The sequence below is a fragment of the Nocardia sp. NPDC049935 genome, assembly GCF_055586645.1.
The window spans coordinates 956,729-974,655 of the sequence record NZ_JBVJHV010000002.1 but is presented as its reverse complement, the minus strand read 5'-3'; the positions used below and the strand labels follow the sequence as shown (position 1 = coordinate 974,655).

1 protein-coding gene (cut by a window edge) is annotated in these 17,927 nt (G+C 70.3%); it reads right to left on the bottom strand.

The features are described from left to right. Positions 1 to 17,927 carry part of the coding region annotated (locus tag ACZ6SF_RS12850) for a non-ribosomal peptide synthase/polyketide synthase (protein ID WP_466062215.1) on the bottom strand (this coding region is incomplete at its 3' end). 10,974 nt of the annotated region lie to the left of the window's left edge, so 17,927 of the 28,901 annotated nt are shown.

The following is a 17,927-nucleotide window of genomic DNA, read 5'->3' as shown; positions in this document are numbered from 1 at the left end:
TCACGCATCGAGGACACCGTGAGGCCCACGGGCGTCCCGGAATCGGTGAGCATATGGGCGATGCGGTCGGGCGGATAGGTCGGATCGATGGGAACGAAGGCGGCGCCGGATTTGGTGACGCCCCATTCGGCGAAATAGGAGTCCATCGAGCGCGGTACGGCGATCGCGACCAGATCCTCGGCGCCGAGGCCGCGCCGGATGAGCAGCCGGGCCAGCCGGTTGGCGCGGGCGTCGAGTTCGCCGTAGGTGAGCCGCTCGTCCCGGAATACCGCGGCCGGCGCCGACGGATCCTTCGCGACGGCTTCGGCGATCAGGTCGGGCAGGGTGCGCCCGGGCAGCCCGGGCCCGCCGGTGCGGGCGACTATCCCGGCGCGTTCGTCCGGGTCGAGGATCTCGATCTCGCCGAGTACGGCCGCCGGATCGGCCGCGACCGCGGCCAGCAGCCGCTGCCAGCGGGTCACGAAGGCGCGCGCGGTGGATTCGTCGAACAGTTCGGTGGCGTAGGTCAGCGCCAGATCCATCCCGGCCGAGGCGTTCTCGCCCAGGGTGAACTGCATATCGAACCGGGAGACGTTCTCCTCGAGGTCGAGCGCCGACACCCCGAGACCGGCCAGGTCCAGGACCGGGCGTTCGTTGTTCTGCAGCGAGAGGGCCACCTGGAACAGCGGGTTGCGGGCCTGCGACCGCTCCGGCGCCAGCAGTTCCACCAGCCGTTCGAACGGTACGTCGGCGTGACCGAAGGCGTCCAGATCGGCCTGTTTGGCGCGACCCAGCAGATCGGTGAACGATTCGCCCGAATGCACGGCGGTCCGCAGCACCAGGGTGTTGACGAACATGCCCACCAGATCGTCGAGGGCCTGTTCACCGCGCCCCGCGATCGGGGTGCCGACGGCGATATCCGGGCTCCCGGACAGCCGGGCCAGCAGCGCGGCCAGGGCCGCGTGCAGCACCATGAACAGCGAGGCCCCGTTCTCGCGGGCCAGTCCGTCGAGCCGGGCCACCAGTTCGGTGGGCAGGCTCGCGCGCACGGTGGCGCCGCGCAACGACGCGACCGCCGGGCGCGGCCGGTCCAGCGGCAGCGCGAGTTCGTCGGGCAGATCGTCGAGGGCGCGCTGCCAGTAACCGACCTGGCGGGCCATCGGCGATTCGGGATCGTCCTCGCTGCCCAGCACCTCACGCTGCCAGAGCGCGAAATCCGCGTACTGCACGGCCAGCGGCTGCCAGCCGGGCGCACTGCCCTGGGTGCGGGCCGTATAGGCCACCATCACGTCGCGGGTCAGCGGTGCGGCGGAGAACCCGTCACCGGCGATATGGTGCACCACGACGACCAGGACGAATTCCCCGGGCGCGGTGGTGAACAGCCGGAACCGCAGCGGAACCTCGTGCGCCACATCGAAACCGGCGCCCGCGAACGCGGCGACCGCTCCGACGAGCTCGTCGGCGGGTACCCCGACCGGCCGCAGATCCACCGCGACCTCTTCGGGCGCCACGACCTGCTGCATCGGCGTGCCGCCGTGATCGGGGTAGCGGGTGCGCAGCGATTCGTGGCGGCGGATCACATCGGCGACGGCCAGTCTCAGCGCGTCGATATCCAGATCGCCGTTCAGCCGGATCGCCATCGGCAGGTTGTAGGCGGCCGACGCGGTGTCGTACTGGTTGAGGAACCACATGCGCTGCTGCGCGTAGGACAGCGGCACCAGTTCGCCGGTCTCCCGCGGGCGCGCTACCAGGGCCGCGCGCGCCGCGGCGCCGGTACGTGATTCCACCCGGGCCGCGAGCAGTTCGACCGTGGGCGCCTCGAACAGCGCCCGCACCGGAACCTCGGTACCCAGCGCGGCGGCGATCCGGGCGGCGACCCGCGTCGCGATCAGGGAGTTGCCGCCGAGATCGAAGAAATCGTCGTCGGCGCCGACCCGCTCGATCCCGAGCACATCGGCGAACACCGCGGCGACCGTTTCCTCGACCGGGGTGGCCGGGGCACGGAACCCGCGGGTGCGGGCGGCCGGCGCGGGCAGGGCCCGGCGGTCGAGTTTGCCGTTGACGGTCAGCGGGATCGCGTCCAGCAGCACCAGCGCGGCCGGGACCATATAGGCGGGTAGCCGTTCCGCGGCGCCGTCGCGCACCGCGTCCGGATCGGGCGCGGATTCGGAATCGGCGACCACATAGGCCACGATTCGCTGATCGCCCGGGGTGTCCTCGCGGACGACGACCGCGGTCTGCGCGATCCCCGGCTGCGCCAGGACCGCCGCCTCGATCTCGCCGAGCTCGATCCGGAAACCGCGGACCTTCACCTGATCGTCGGCGCGACCGAGGTATTCGAGTTCGCCGGCGCGGTTCCAGCGCGCGAGGTCGCCGGAGCGGTACAGCCGGGTACCCACGGTGCCGGGTTCGGCGAACGGATCGGCCACGAAGCGGGCCGCGGTGAGATCCGGGCGGCCGAGGTAGCCGCGCGAGAGCTGGCCGCCGGCCACGTACAGTTCGCCCGCGACCCCCACCGGCGCCGGCCGCAGCCGGCTGTCGAGCACGTAGACCTTCAGCCCGGCCAGCGCCCGGCCGACCACGCTGCCCGCCGCGCCCGCGACGGTGGCCGCGTCCAGCGCCCGGTAGGACACGTGCACGGTGGTCTCGGTGATGCCGTACATGTTCACCAGCAGCGGCGACGCGGTCTCCCGGTCGCCGACGGCGCGGGTGCGCCCGGCGGTGCCGTCACCGTGCCGGGCGATCCAGTCGGCGAGCCGGCGCAGTTCCAGCGCCTCGCCGCCGAAGACGACATAGCGCAGCGCCAGCGGACGGTCGGCGCGCGCGACGCGGTCGGCCTCGGCCAGCTGGTAGAACGCCGACGGGGTCTGGTTGAGCACCGTGACCCGCTCGGTGCGCAGCAGTTCCAGGAACTGCTCGGGCGACCGGGAGGTGTAGTAGTCGACCACCACCAGGGTGCCGCCGTACAGCAGCGGTCCCCACAGTTCCCAGACCGAGAAGTCGAAGGCGTAGGAGTGGAACAGCGTCCACACGTCCTCGGGGCCGAAGCCGAAATCGCGGTCGGTGTTGGCGAACAGCCGCACCACGTTGCGGTGGGCCACCGCCACGCCCTTGGGGCGGCCGGTGGAACCGGAGGTGTAGATGACGTAGGCGGTGTTGTCCGGGCGCAGCGGGGCGAGCCGGTCGGCGTCGGTGATCGGGCCGTCGTCGGCGTCCTCGATATCGCCCGCCTCGACCGCGAATCCGTCCACGATCACCCGCGACAGGCCGGCCGGAAGAGCGACCTGCACCGTGGAATCCAGCACCACCACGGCCGGAGCCGAATCCTCCAGCACGTAGGCGATGCGCTCGGCCGGGTAGCTCGGATCCACCGGTACGTATCCGGCACCGGACTTGATCACCGCGAGCAGCGCCACCACCAGGTCCAGCGAGCGCGGCAGCAGCACGGCCACCAGGGTCTCCGGCCCCGCGCCGTCCTCGATGAGCCGGCGTGCCAGCACATTCGCCCGGCGGTCCAGTTCGGCGTAGCTCAGCCGGTCGGCGCCCGCGCGGGCGGCGGGCCGGTTCGGATGCTCACTCGCGGCCGCCTCGAAAAGGCTTGCGAGAGTCGCGGTTTCCGGGATATCGACCGCGGCGCCCGCCGCGGTGAACACGCCCGGTGCGGCGTCGGCTCCCGAACTCACCCAGCGCCGTGCCACATCCAGATGCTCGGACTCGCCGAGCAGATCGATATCACCGACCGCGAGGCCCGGTTCGTCGGCGATACTGCGCAACACCCGCAGCAGCCGGTCGGCGAAGGCCGCGACGGTTTCCGGATCGAACAGATCGGTGGCGTAGGCCCACTGCATCCGCAGCCCGCCGTCGGCCGCGCCCGCGGTCCCGACGGTCAGCTGGATATCGAATTTCGCGGTGCCCGGGTCGAATTCGACCGCGGACAGTTCCATATCGGGCAGCGTCACGGTACCGATATCGGCGGCCGAGGCGGCCTCGAAGGTCAGCGCGACCTGGAACAGCGGGTGGTGCGCCTGCGAGCGCACCGGGCTCAGGATGTCGACCAGCCGCTCGAACGGCACATCGGCGTGCGCGAACGCCGCCAGATCGGTCCGGCGGACCTGGGCCAGCAGATCGGCGAACGGCGTCGCCGGATCCACCTCGGTGCGCAGGACCAGGGTGTTGACGAACATGCCGACGAGATCGTCGAGGGCCTGTTCACCACGGCCGGCGATGGGAGTGCCGATGGCGATATCGGCACTGCCCGAGAGCCGGGCGCTCCAGGTCGCCAGTGCCGCGTGCATCACCATGAACAGCGTGGTGCCGTGCGCGAGCGCCAGTTCCTCGAGGGTGGCGCGCAGTTCGGCGTCCACGCTGAAGTCGTAGGTGGCGCCGCGGGCCGAGGCGATCTCCGGGCGCGGCCGGTCGGCGGGCAGTTCCAGCTGATCGGGCAGATCGCGCAGCCGCTCGGTCCAGTAACCGACCTGCTTGGCGGCCACCGATTCCGGGTCGTCCTCCGAACCCAGCACAGCACGCTGCCACAGCGTGTAGTCGGCGTACTGGACGGCCAGCGGTTCCCAGGCGGGCGCGATACCGCGGTGCCGGTCGGTATAGGCGACGACCAGATCGCGCAGCAGCGGCCGCAGCGAGAAACCGTCGGCGCTGATGTGGTGGGCGACCAGCACGACGATATGGGTGCTGTCGTCGACGCGCAGCAGGCTCGCCCGGAAGGGCGGTTCGGCGGTGACGTCGAAGAACACCGCCGCGAGTTCCAGCACGCGGTCGGCGAGACCGGCCGCGGTGACCCGCTCCGGTTCGATCGCGAGGTCCACCTCGGCGGGCGCCAGCACGCGCTGCTGCCCGATTCCGTCGGCCTCGGGGTAGACGGTCCGCAGCACCTCGTGCCGCTCCACCACATCGGCCAGCGCGGCGCGCAGCGCGTCGAGATCCAGGGTGCCGGTGAGCCGGACCGCGACCGGGATGTTGTTCACCGCGGTCCGGTTGTCGAAGCGGTTCAGGAACCACATCCGCTGCTGGGCCAGTGAGAGCGGCACCGGCTCGCCGCGCTCCTGGGCCACCAGCGGCGCGCGGCCGCCCGCGCCCGCCGAGGTCTCCAGCCGGGCGGCCAGGGCCGCCACGGTGGGCGCCTCGAACAGCACCCGGACCCCGATCTCGGTGTCCAGGGCGGCGCCGAGCCGCGCCGCGACCTGGGTGGCGACCAGCGAGTTGCCGCCGAGGGCGAAGAAATCGTCGTCCAGACCCACCCGCTGGGTGCCCAGCACATCGGCGTAGGTGGCGGCCACGATCTGTTCGATGGGAGTCGCGGGGGCGCGGAACACCGCCGCGGTGAAGGTCGGCTCCGGCAGCGCCCGGCGATCCAGCTTGCCGGAGGCGTTCAGCGGGAAGGAGTCCAGCACCAGGTAGACCGCGGGCACCATATACGCCGGCAGCGACCGGCCCAGTTCGGCCGCCACGGACGCGGTGTCGACGGTCCGGCCGGGTTCGGCGACCAGGTACGCCACCAGCGCCTCACCGGTGCGGGCGTCGGTATGCACCACCACGACCGCCTGCGCGACCGCGTCCAGCCCCGTCAGATGGGCCTCGATCTCGCCGAGTTCGATACGCAGACCGCGCAGCTTCACCTGGAAGTCGGTACGACCCAGATAGTCCAGTTCCCCGGCGGCGTTCCACGCCACCAGATCGCCGGTGCGGTACATCCGGTCGCCGGAACCGAAGGGATCGGCGAGGAAGCGGTCGGTGGTGAGGTCGGGGCGGCCGACGTAGCCGTGCGCCAGCTGCGCGCCCGCCAGATACAGCTCACCCGGGACACCCACCGGAACCGGCCGCAGCCGCGAATCCAGCACGTAGAGCCGGGTGTTGAACACCGGCGCGCCGATCGGCACCGACGCGGTATCGGCATCGGTGACCTCGTGGAAGGTCACATCGACCGCGGCCTCGGTGGGTCCGTACAGGTTGTGCAGCCGGGCGCCGGTGAGTTCGCGCATCCGCTGCGCGGTCGCGGCGGGCAGCGCCTCACCGGAGGCGAAGACATTGCGCAGGCTCGGGCAGACGAGCGCACCGGGTTCGGCGGTGGCGGCGACCGCGCCCACGAACACCGACAGCATGGACGGCACGAAGTGCACGGTGGTGACCTGCTCGGCGTCGATCAGCCGGGCCAGGTACACCGGATCACGGTGCCCGTCGGGCTTGGCGACCACCAGCCGGGCGCCGACCTGCAACGGCCAGAAGAACTCCCAGACCGAGACGTCGAAGGTCGCGGGGGTCTTCTGCAGCACCACATCGTCGGCGGCCAGACCGTATTCGGCGTGCATCCACACCAGCCGGTTGACGATGGCGGCATGCGATACCGCCACCCCCTTCGGGCGGCCGGTGGAACCGGAGGTGAAGATGACGTAGGCGGTGTTGTCCGGGCGCAACGGGCGGTGCCGGTCGGCGTCGGTCAGCGGTTCGTCGGAGAACTCGCTCGCGTCCAGGGTGTCGATACGCAGCTGCCGCGCCGCGGTGGTCTCCAGATCGGCACCGGAGGTCAGCACGCAGACCGGGCGCGCCGTCTCGAGGATGTGCTCGATGCGCTCGGCGGGGTGATCGGGATCCAGCGGCACGTAGGCGCCGCCCGCGGCCTGCACCGCGTACATACCGACCACCAGATCGATGGAGCGCCGCATTCCCAGCGCCACATACGATTCCGGCCCCACACCGTCCTGGATCAGCCGGCGCGCCAGCCGGTGCACCCGGGCGGCGAACTCGGCATAGGACAGACTCGTCCCCTCGAAGCTCACCGCGACGGAGTCGGGGGTCCGGGCGGCCTGCGCCTCGAACACCGCGACCAGGGTGGCGGCGGCATCGCCGGCGGGGGTGGTCAGCGCGGCGTCCACCGGGAACTCGGTGGCGTTCCACCGGTCCAGGATGCGCAGCCGCTCGGTCTGTTCGAGCAGTTCGATATCGCCGACCGGGGCGTGCGGCGCCGCGGCGATCGCACGCAGCACCCGGCCGAACCGCAGCGCGAAGGCACGAGCGAAATCGGCGTCGAACAGATCGGTGCTGTAGACGAGTTCGGCGTCCATCTCGCTGGACGGGTCCGGCTGTTCACTCAGGGTGAGCTGCAGATCGAATTTCGCGGTGGGCGATTCGATCGCGAGTTCGGTGACGGTCAGACCGGGCAGTTCCAGCGAGGCGCGGCCCAGGTTCTGGAACGACAGCATCACCTGGAACAACGGATGCCGGGCCCGCGACCGGACCGGGTTCAGTACCTCGACCAGCCGCTCGAACGGCACGCCCGCGTGCGCGAACGCCGCCAGATCGTGTTCGCGGACCTGGCCGAGCAGTTCGGCGAACGTCATCCCCGGATCCACCTGCGTACGCAGCACCAGGGTGTTGACGACCATACCGACCAGATCGTCGAGCGCCTGCTCACCGCGGCCCGCGACCGGGATACCCACGGCGATATCGCCGGTACCGCTGAGCCGGGCCAGCAGCGCCGCGTAGGCCCCGTGCACCACCATGAACAGGGTGGTGCCGTTGGCCCGGGCGACCTCGTTCAGCGAATCGACCAGATGCCCGGGCAGCTGGAACCGGTGGGTTCCGGCGAGGTTGGCCGGTTCGGCGGGACGCGGTTTCGGGGTGAGCCGCAGTTCCTCGGGCAGACCGGCCAATTCGGTACGCCAGTACTCGAGTTCCCGCGAGATCAGCGACCGCCGGTCCTCCTCGGACCCGAGGGTCTCGCGCTGCCACAGCGCGTAGTCCACGTACTGCACGGCCAGCGGCGCCCACGCCGGGACCTCGCCGGCCGTCCGCGACATATAGGCGGTGACGAGGTCGCGGACCAGCGGCCGCATGGAGAAACCGTCCGCGGCGATATGGTGCGCGACCACCACGAGCACATGCTCGCCGGGCCCGCGGCGGTAGACCCGCATCCGCACCGGCGGCGCGGCGGTCACATCGAAACCGCGCGAGGCGAATTCGGTGAGCGCGGCGACCAGTTCACCGGTCGGCGCGACCGCTTCGTCACCGTCCGCGGCGATATCGACCACGTCGATATCCGGCACCGCCTGCCCGGCGGGCAGCACCCGCTGGTAGCCGACGCCCTCGTGCGAGGGGTAGACCGTGCGCAGCGATTCGTGCCGCGCCACCAGATCGGCGATCGCGCCGCGCAGCGCGACGAGGTCGAGTTCACCGCTCAACTGCACCGCGGCGGGAATGTTGTTGGCCGCCGAACCCATATCGAAGCGGTTGAGGAACCACATCCGCTGCTGGGCCAGCGACAGCGGCGGCCGCTCCGGCCGGGGCCGCGGTCCGAGCAGCGCCGGGCGCAGCGAGGTGCCGGCGTGCGAACTCACCCGCGCGGCCAGACCGGCGACGGTGGGCGCCTCGAACAGCATGCGGACGCCGACCTCGGCGTCGAGAGCGGCGGCCAGCCGCGCGGTGGCCTGGGTCGCGATCAGCGAGTTACCGCCGAGATCGAAGAAATCGTCGTCGGCGCCGACCCGGTCGACACCGAGCAGTTCGCCGTAGATACCGGCGACCAGTTCCTCGACCGGGGTCTGCGGCGCGCGGAATTCGCGCGCGACGAGTTCGGGGGCGGGCAGCGCCCGGCGATCCAGTTTGCCGGCGGGAGTCAGCGGGATCTCGGCCAGCACCATGATCGCGGTGGGGACCATGTACGCGGGCAGCCGCTCGGCGGCATGCGCGGTGAGCGCGGCGGTATCGACCGAATGGCCCGGTACCGGCCGCACATAGGACACCAGCACGGTGGAGCCGGTTTCCATCCGGTGCCCGACGGTCACCGCGAAATCGACATCGGAGTGCGCGCCGAGAGTGGCGTCGATCTCGCCGAGTTCGATACGGAAACCGCGGATCTTGACCTGGAAATCGTTACGGCCCACGTACTCGACCACGGGGTGGCCGGCGGCGTCCCGCCGCCAGCGCACCACATCCCCGGTGCGGTAGAGACGTTCGCCCGCGCCGCCGTGGGGGTCGGCGACGAACCGGGCGGCGGTCAGCCCCGGCCGGGCCAGGTAGCCACGGGCCAGCTGGATTCCGCCCACATAGAGTTCCCCGGCCACGCCCTCGGGCACCGGCTCGAGATAGTCGTCGAGGACCAGGGCGCGCATACCGCGCACCGGACCGCCGATGGTGACGGGATCACCGGGCAGCAGCCGGTCGCTGATATTGGTGGCGACGGTGGCCTCGGTCGGGCCGTAGGCATTGTGGAACCGCCGCCCGGTGGCCTGGTTCCGGGTGACCGACCATTTGGCCACCAGATCCGCCGACACCGCTTCACCACCGGCGATGATGACCCGCATCGCGGCCAGGTCGGCGGGGTCCAGCGAGGCCAGCACCGACGGCGTGATGAGGCCGACGCTGACCCGCTCCCGGGCGATCAGCTCACCGAGTTCTTCACCGCCGTAGGTCCCCGGAGGCACCACGACCAGCGCGCCCGCGCTACCGACCGCCAGCAGCAGTTCCAGGATCGAGGCGTCGAAGGACGGGGACGCGAAGGCCAGGGCCCGGGTATCGGAGGTGAGGCCGTAGCGCTCCACCTGCTCGGCGGCGAAGTTGGCCAGACCGCGATGACTCACCGCGACGCCCTTGGGCAGACCGGTGGAGCCGGACGTGTAGATCACGTACGCGAGCTGGTCGGCGTGCGGCGGCGCGAGCCGGTCGGTGTCGGTGACCGGCCGGGTGGGAGCCGCGGCGATCTCCTCGGCCACGGCCGGATCGTCGAGTACCAGCCATTCGCCGCCGCCGATCGGCGGCAGGGCGTGCACCTCGGCGTCCAGTGCGATGCCCAGGTGCGCACCGGAATCGGAGATCATATGGGCGATCCGGTCGGCCGGATAGGCCGGGTCCACGGGCAGGAACGCCGCGCCGGTGCGGGCCACCGCCCATACCGCGAGCACCGATTCGATCGACCGCGGCACGGCCACGGCCACCAGGGTCTCCGGACCCGCGCCGCGGGCGATCAGCACCCGCGCCAGCCGGGAGGCGGCGGTATCGAGCTCGTCGTAGGTCAGCGACCGGTCACCGGCCACGACCGCCTGGCCGTACGGGTTGGCCGCCGCGGCCTCGCCCATCAGCTCGGCCAGCGTCCGCGGCGGCTGCGCCGGACCGCCGGAGCGGCTCAGCAGATCGGTGCGTTCCGGTGCGTCCAGCAGTTCGAGTTCGGCGACCGGACTGTGCGGATGTTCGAGGATCTGCTCGAGCACCCGCACGAAACGCTCGGCCATCGAGTGGATGGTCTCGTCGTCGAAAAGATCACGGGCGAAGGAGAATTCGCCGAGCATGCCGGAGTCGAGGGAACCGCCGACATCGCGCAGCGTCAGCGCGAGATCGAATTTGGCCAGGTCGATATCGAAATCGACCGGCGCCACCCGCAACCCGGGCAGTTCGAAATTGCGATCGGGCAGGTTCTCGAACGACAGCGCCACCTGGAAGAGCGGATGGCGGGCCTGCGAACGCGCCGGGTTCAGCACCTCGACGAGCCGTTCGAAGGGCACATCGGCGTGCGCGAACGCCTGCAGGTCGGCATTGCGGGCCCGGCTCAGCAGTTCGGAGAACGACACCGCCCCGTCGACCTCGGTGCGGAGTACCAGGGTGTTGACGAACATGCCGATAAGATCGTCGAGGGCGGCCTCACCGCGCCCCGCCACCGGCGTACCGATGGCGACATCCGTCATCCCGGACAGCCGGGCCAGCAGCACGGCCAGCGCGCTGTGCACCACCATGAACGGCGACGCGTTGTGCGCGCGGCCCAGTTCCACCAGACGGCGCTGGATATCGGGCGCGATCACGAAGGTATGGGTACCGCCGCGGAACGACGATACGGCCGGGCGCGGCCGATCGGCGGGCAGCATCAGTTCGTCCGGCAGATCGGCCAGTTCGCGTTTCCAGTACCGGATCTGCTTGGCGATCAGCGAATTCGGATCGTCCTCGGACCCGAGCACCTCACGCTGCCACAGCGCGTAATCGGCGTACTGCACCGGCAGTTCGGCCCAGGCGGGCTGTTCCCAGCTGGTCCGCGCGGCGTAGGCGACCATCACATCGCGGGCCAGCGGTCCCATCGACCAGCCGTCGGCCGAGATATGGTGCACCACCATGCCGAGCACGTACTCGGTATCGCTGATCTCGAACAGCCGGGCGTGCAGCGGGACCTCGGTGGTCACGTCGAAGGCCATGGTGGCCAGCTCGATCAGATGATCGAGCAGATTGTGCTCGGTGACCGGCACCGGGGTCAGGTCGGGCACGATCTGCGCGGCGTCCAGGATCACCTGCACCGGGGCGCTGCCGGTTTCCGGGAACACGGTACGCAGCGATTCGTGCCGGTCGATCACGTCGATCACCGCGACCTGCAGTGCCGCCACATCGAGTTCCCCGGACAGCCGGATCGCGACCGGGATGTTGTTGACCGCGGATTCGGTGTCGTAGCGGTTGAGGAACCACATCCGCTGCTGGGCCAGCGACAGCGGCACCTGCTCGGGACGGGTGCGCGCGACCAGCGCCTGGAACGCGCCGTCGCCGGTATGGGATTCCACCCGCCCGGCCAGCGCGGCGACCGTGGGCGCCTCGAAGAGCATCCGGACGGGCACCCGGGTGTCCAGCGCGATACCGAGCCGCGACACCACCTGGGTGGCGATCAGCGAGTTACCGCCGAGATCGAAGAAATCGTCGTCGGCGCCGACCCGGGGCAGGCCCAGGACATCACCGAAGATCTGGGCGACGATCTCCTCGATCGGCGTGGTGGGGGCACGGAATTCGCGCACCTCGAACAGCGGGGTGGGCAGCGCGGCCCGGTCCAGCTTGCCGGAGGCGTTGAGCGGGAACTCATCCAGCGTTACGACCACCGACGGCACCATGTACTCGGGCAACCGGCGGCGCAGCGCGTCCTTGAGATCCTCACCGGTGGCGCCGGAATCGGCGACCACATAGCCGGCGAGCTGATCACCGGCCACGGTGTCGATCACCAGGACGGCGGCCTGCCGGACCGCCGGGGTGTCCAGCAGCGCGGCCTCGATCTCACCGAGTTCGATGCGCTGGCCGCGGAATTTCACCTGGAAATCGGTGCGGCCGATGTATTCGAGCACTCCGGGCCCGCCGTCACCGGCGGAGGCCCAGCGCACCAGGTCGCCGGTGCGGTAGAGGCGGTCCCCGGGGGCGCCGAAGGGATCGGCGACGAAACGTTCCGCGGTGAGTTCGGCGCGGCCCTGATAGCCGCGCGCCATCTGGACGCCGCCCAGATACAGCTCACCCGCGACACCCGCCGGAACCGGCAGCAGCGCCGAATCCAGTACGTAGGCACGGGTGTTCCAGACCGGGCGGCCGATCGGCACCGAATCCGGTTCGCCGCCGGGCACCGTCCACGCGGTGGAGTTGACGGTGAACTCGGTCGGACCGTAGAGGTTGACCACCTCGGCCTGCCCGAAGCGGCGGAACTGGGTCACGGTGCCGGGCGCGAACGCCTCGCCGCCGACGAAGATCTTGCGCAGTGACGTGCATTCGGCCGCGGGAGCGGTCGCGGTGAACACCGACAGCAGCGACGGCACGAACGAGGTCATGGTGACCCGGTGCCGCCAGATGACCTCGGACTGGTACAGCGGGTCGCGATGACCGTCCGGTACGGCGACTATCACCCGGGCCCCGACGATCGGGCCCGCGTAGACCTCCCACAGCGAGGCGTCGAAGGTCACCGGGGTCTTGTGCAGCACGATGTCTTCGGCGCCGATACCGCTGTACTCGATCTTCCACGAGATCTGGTTCACCATCGCGGCATGGCTCACCGCCACACCCTTGGGGCGGCCGGTGGAACCGGAGGTGTACAGCACATAGGCGGTGTTGTCCGGGTGGACGGTTCCGCGCCGGTCGGCGACGGTGAGTTCGGTGTCCGCGTAGGACCCGAGATCGAGTTCGTCGACCAGCAGAGCGGGCCGGTCCCCCGCGACGTCGGCGTCGGCCGCGGTCGTGAGTACGACCACCGGATCGGAACTCGCCAGCACGTATTCGGTGCGTTCCACCGGATGGTCGGGGTCGATCGGCACATATCCGCCGCCCGCGGCCAGTACCGCGTAGAGCGAGACGAACATATCGAGCGAGCGGCGGATACCGACCGCCACCAGGGTCTCCGGTCCGACACCGGCCTCGGCGAGCCGGCGGGCCAGCCGGTTCACCCGGGCCGCGAATTCGCCGTAGGTCAGCTCGCCGGCCTCGCCGAACTCCCCGGCCGATTCCTCGCCCGGGTCGTAGATCAGCGCGGTCGCGTCCGGATTCCGGCGCACCTGCGCGTAGAACAGGTCCAGCACCGTGGCGGCCTCGGATACCGGATGCGCGGTGGCGTTCCAGTGGTCGAGCACCGTGGCCCGCTCACCGGCGTCCAGGATCTCGATATCGCGCAGCGGGATACCGGGGCGGCCCACGATCTCGCGCAGCACCCGCTCGTAACGCCGGTTGAAATCGACGACCGTGGCCTCGTCGAACAGATCGGTGGCGTACGACAGCGCCGCCGCGATACCGGCCGGTTCGCCCTGGGCGTCCCGCTGTTCGGTGAGGGTCCAGAGCAGATCGAATTTGGCGATCGGCACCTCGAGTTCGGCGGCGTTCACCGACAGACCCGGCAGTTCCAGCGTCCCGTAGGCCATATCCTGCATCGACAGCATGACCTGGAACAGCGGATGCCGCGCCTGGGAGCGCGCCGGGTTGAGGACCTCGACGAGCCGTTCGAACGGCACATCGGCATGCGCGAACGCCGACAGATCGGTTTCGCGGGTATCGCCGAGGAATTCGTCGAAACCGCGGGCGCCGTCGACGTCCGACCGCAGCACCAGGGTGTTGACGAACATTCCGATCAGATCGTCGAGCGCCTGCTCACCGCGGCCGGCCACCGGGGTGCCGATCGCGATATCGGAGGTGCCCGACAGCCGGGACAGCAGCACCGCCAGCGCGGCGTGCAGCACCATGAACAGCGTGGACCCGTTCTGCCGGGCCAGCGCCGAAAGCTGCGCGTGCAGTTCGGCGTCGATCGTGAACCGCTGCTGCGCGCCGCGATAGCTCTGCACCGCGGGGCGCGGCCGGTCGGCCGGGAGGTCGAGCTGATCGGGCAGGCCGACCAGGGCGTCCCGCCAGTACTCGATCTGGCGGGCGGCCATGGAGTCCGGATCGTCTTCCGAACCCAGCAGTTCCCGCTGCCAGATGCTGTAGTCCTGGTACTGCACCGGCAGCGGCGCCCAGCCGGGCGCTTCGCCCGCGGCCCGCGCCACATAGGCCGCCGCGACATCGCGGGCCAGCGGGCCGAAGGAGAAACCGTCGGCCGAGATGTGGTGCACGACGAAGGCGACCGCGTGTTCGGGCGTTCCGTTGGAGCGTCCGCCGGTCACCTCGTAGACGCGCACCCGGATCGGCAGTTCCCGGGTGACGTCGAAGCCGGTGGCCGCGAATTCACCCAGGACAGCGGCGAGTTCGGATTCGTCGATCGGCTCGACATCGATATCGAGCGCGACCTCCGCGATCGGCAGCACCGACTGGAACCCGCCGTCCCCGGATTCCGGGAACACGGTCCGCAGCGACTGCTGCCGCTCCATCACATCCATCAGCGCGGCCTGCAGCGCGGCGATATCGGCATGCCCGCGCAGCTGGATCACGAACGGCAGGTTGTAGGTGGGCGCGGCGGGATCGAACTGGTTGATGAACCACATCCGCTGCTGCGCCAGCGACAGCGGCACCCGTTCGGGCAGCCGCTGGGCCACCAGCGGCGGCCGGGCCTGCGCCGACGCACCGGATTCGCTGTGCTCCGCCCGGGACGCGAGCCCGGCCACCGTCGGGGTCTCGAACAGCGTCCGCACCCCGAGCCGGATCCCGAACGCCGCGCTGACCCGCGACACCACCTGGGTGGCGACCAGCGAGTTACCACCGAGATCGAAGAAGTTGTCGTCCACACCGACCTGGCGCTGCCCCAGCACATCGGCGAAGATCGCCGCCACGACCTGTTCGGCCTGGGTACGCGGCGCCCGGAAGGCGGCCGCGTCGGCCGCGAACACCGGTTCGGGCAGGGCTTTGCGGTCCAGTTTGCCGCTGGTGTTCAGCGGCAGCGCCGCCAGCACCATCAGCGAGGCCGGCACCATATAGGCGGGCAGTTTCTCGCCCAGGAAGCGGGTCAGCTCGGCGGGTTCGACGCCGTGTCCCGGCGCCGGCACCACATATCCGGCGAGTTGCTGGCCGGTGGCGGTATCCACCACCAGCACGACGGCCTGGCTCACCGCGGGATGCGACAGCAGATCGGTTTCGATCTCGCCGAGCTCGATACGCTGGCCGCGGAACTTCACCTGGAAGTCGGTACGGCCGATGTATTCCAGCAGCCCGTCGGCGCTCCAGCGCACCAGGTCGCCGGTGCGGTACATCCGTTCGCCCGAGACACCGGACGGGTCGGCGACGAAACGATCGGCGCTGAGATCGGGGCGCCCGACGTAGCCGCGGGCCAGTTGCCGGCCCGAGAGATACAGCTCACCCGCGGCGCCGACCGCGGCGGGCCGCAGCCGCGAGTCCAGAACCTGGACACCGACGTTCCACTCCGGGATACCGATGGGCACCGAACCCGTTTCCGAGCCGGTGGCCTCCCAGTAGGTCACCGAGACGGCGGCCTCGGTCGGGCCGTAGAGGTTGTGGATACCGGCGTCGGTGACCGCCTGCATCGCGACCACGGTCTCCGGAGGCAGCGCCTCGCCGATCACGAACACCGCGCGCAGCGACGCGCACTGTTCGGGGGTGGCGTGCCCGGCGAACACGGTGAGCATCGACGGCACGAAGTCGGTGATCGTCACTCCGTGCCGGGCGATGGTCTCGGCCACGTACACCGGATCCCGGTGACCGTCGGGGGTGGCCAGGACCAGTTCACCGCCCGACATCAGCGGCAGGAAGTAACCCCACAGCGAGACGTCGAAGGTGGTGGCGGTTTTCTGCAGGTAGACGTCGTCGGCGGTGAAACCGTATTCGTCGAGCATCCACAGCTGCTGGTTGACGATGGCGTGATGGGTGACCGCCACGCCCTTGGGCCGGCCGGTGGAGCCGGAGGTGTAGATGACATAGGCGGTGTTGTCCGGACGCAGCGGCGCGAGCCGCTCGGCATCGGTGACGGGGGTCTCGGCGAACTCTTCGAGGTCGAGGGTGTCCACCGCCAGCACCCGCACCGAATCGGGCAGGTCGAATTCGTCGGCGGTGACGGTGAGCACGCAGACCGGATCGGCGCTGTCGAGAATGTAGGCGGTGCGCTCGGCCGGGTGATCGGGATCGATCGGCACATAGGCGCCGCCCGCGCGCAGCACCGCGTGCATGGCCACGACCAGTTCCGGCGACCGGCGCATACCCAGCGCCACCAGCGATTCCGGGCCCACGCCCTCGGCGATCAGCTTGCGGGCCAGCCGGTTCACCCGGGCTCCGAACCCGGCGTAGGACAGACTCGTCCCCTCGTAGGTGAGGGCGGTTCGCTGCGGCGTCCGCTCCTGCTGGGCGTCCAGCAGGGCGGGCAGGGTGGTCACCGGGACCTCGTGCGCCCCGTCGTTCCACTCACCTGTGGTCTGCTCGAGCTCGGCGGCGGTGGTGATATCCAGCCGCCACAGCCGCTCCTCGGCCTCGGCGGCCAGGTAGCGGTCGAAGAATTCCAGGAACCGCAGATGATGCCGGCGGGCCTCGTCCTCGGAATACAGGTTCGGGTTGGTCTCGAAGTCGATATGGGACCGCGTGCCGCCGACCGACTGATAGAAGTTGACGCCCAGATCCTCGATACTGCCGGTGGACAGCACCTGGATGCTGCCGACCGTCGCACCGAGCCGGATCTCGTCCTGGAACAGCATGATGTTCACCCACGGACCGAAGAACTCCGTGGTCACCACACCCTCGCCGGCGGAATCGCGGCGGATGTCCTCGTGCCGGTAGCGCTGATGACGCAGCGCCCCCGACACCTCCAGCTGCACCTGTTTGCGCAGGTCGGCAATGGTGGTTTCGGGCCCGATGTGCAGCCGCAGCGGCACGATGTTCGACGAGACGCCACCGGAGCGGCGCATCAGCGCGGTGGTGCGCGCCGTCACCGGCAGGCTGAGGATCACATCCGAGACGTTGTTCCACTGCGCCAGATAGGCCGCGAACGCCGCCAGCAGTTCCTGCGCGGGCGAGGAGTCGTAGCGCTGGACGGCCGCGGTGAGCAGGGCGTTCTGCTCGTCACCGAGCGCGGCCTGCGAGATACCGTTGCGGGCTGCGGGCGCGGCCGAGCGGCCGGTGAGGCCGGTGCCCTCCTCCAGCCCCGCGACCCGTTCGGACCAGTACCGCTTATCCGATTCGAACCGGGTGCTGTCGCGGTAGGCGATCTCCTGGTCGTACAGGGTGCGCAGATCCGCGGCCTTGGACGGCGCCACGTCCGTCCGGAGCATGTACGCCGTGTACAGCTCGGCGATCCGGTTCATATTGTTCATCGCGCCGTAGCCGTCGAGCGCGATGTGATGGGCCCGCGAGTACCAGTACCAGTGGTCCTCGCCCAGGTGCAGGGCCGCGGAGACGACGAGGCGGGCCTCGGTCAGCTCCAGCGGGGTGCTGTATTCGGCGCGCATCCATTCCTGCGCGGCCGCCACCGGATCGGCGGCGTCGCGCAGGTCCACATAGGAGACCCGGTCGTATTCGGCGATGCCGTGATCGATGAACTGCAGTGGTTCGCCGTCGCGTTCGGTGATCCGCAGGAAGCCGGAACCGAGCTCATGGGAGGCATCCAGGCTCGCCCTGGTCAGGGTGTCGACATCCAGTTCGCCGTGCAGTTCCACGTACTGGGCGATGGTCACCGGTACCTGCGGGTCTACGTGCTGGGCGTACCAGATACCCAGCTGCGCGGGCGACAGGGGGAACAGGCTCCCGTCGGCGGCGGCAGTGCCGCGTTCCGTACCGTTCCCGCCGTTGTCCAGCCGGTCCAA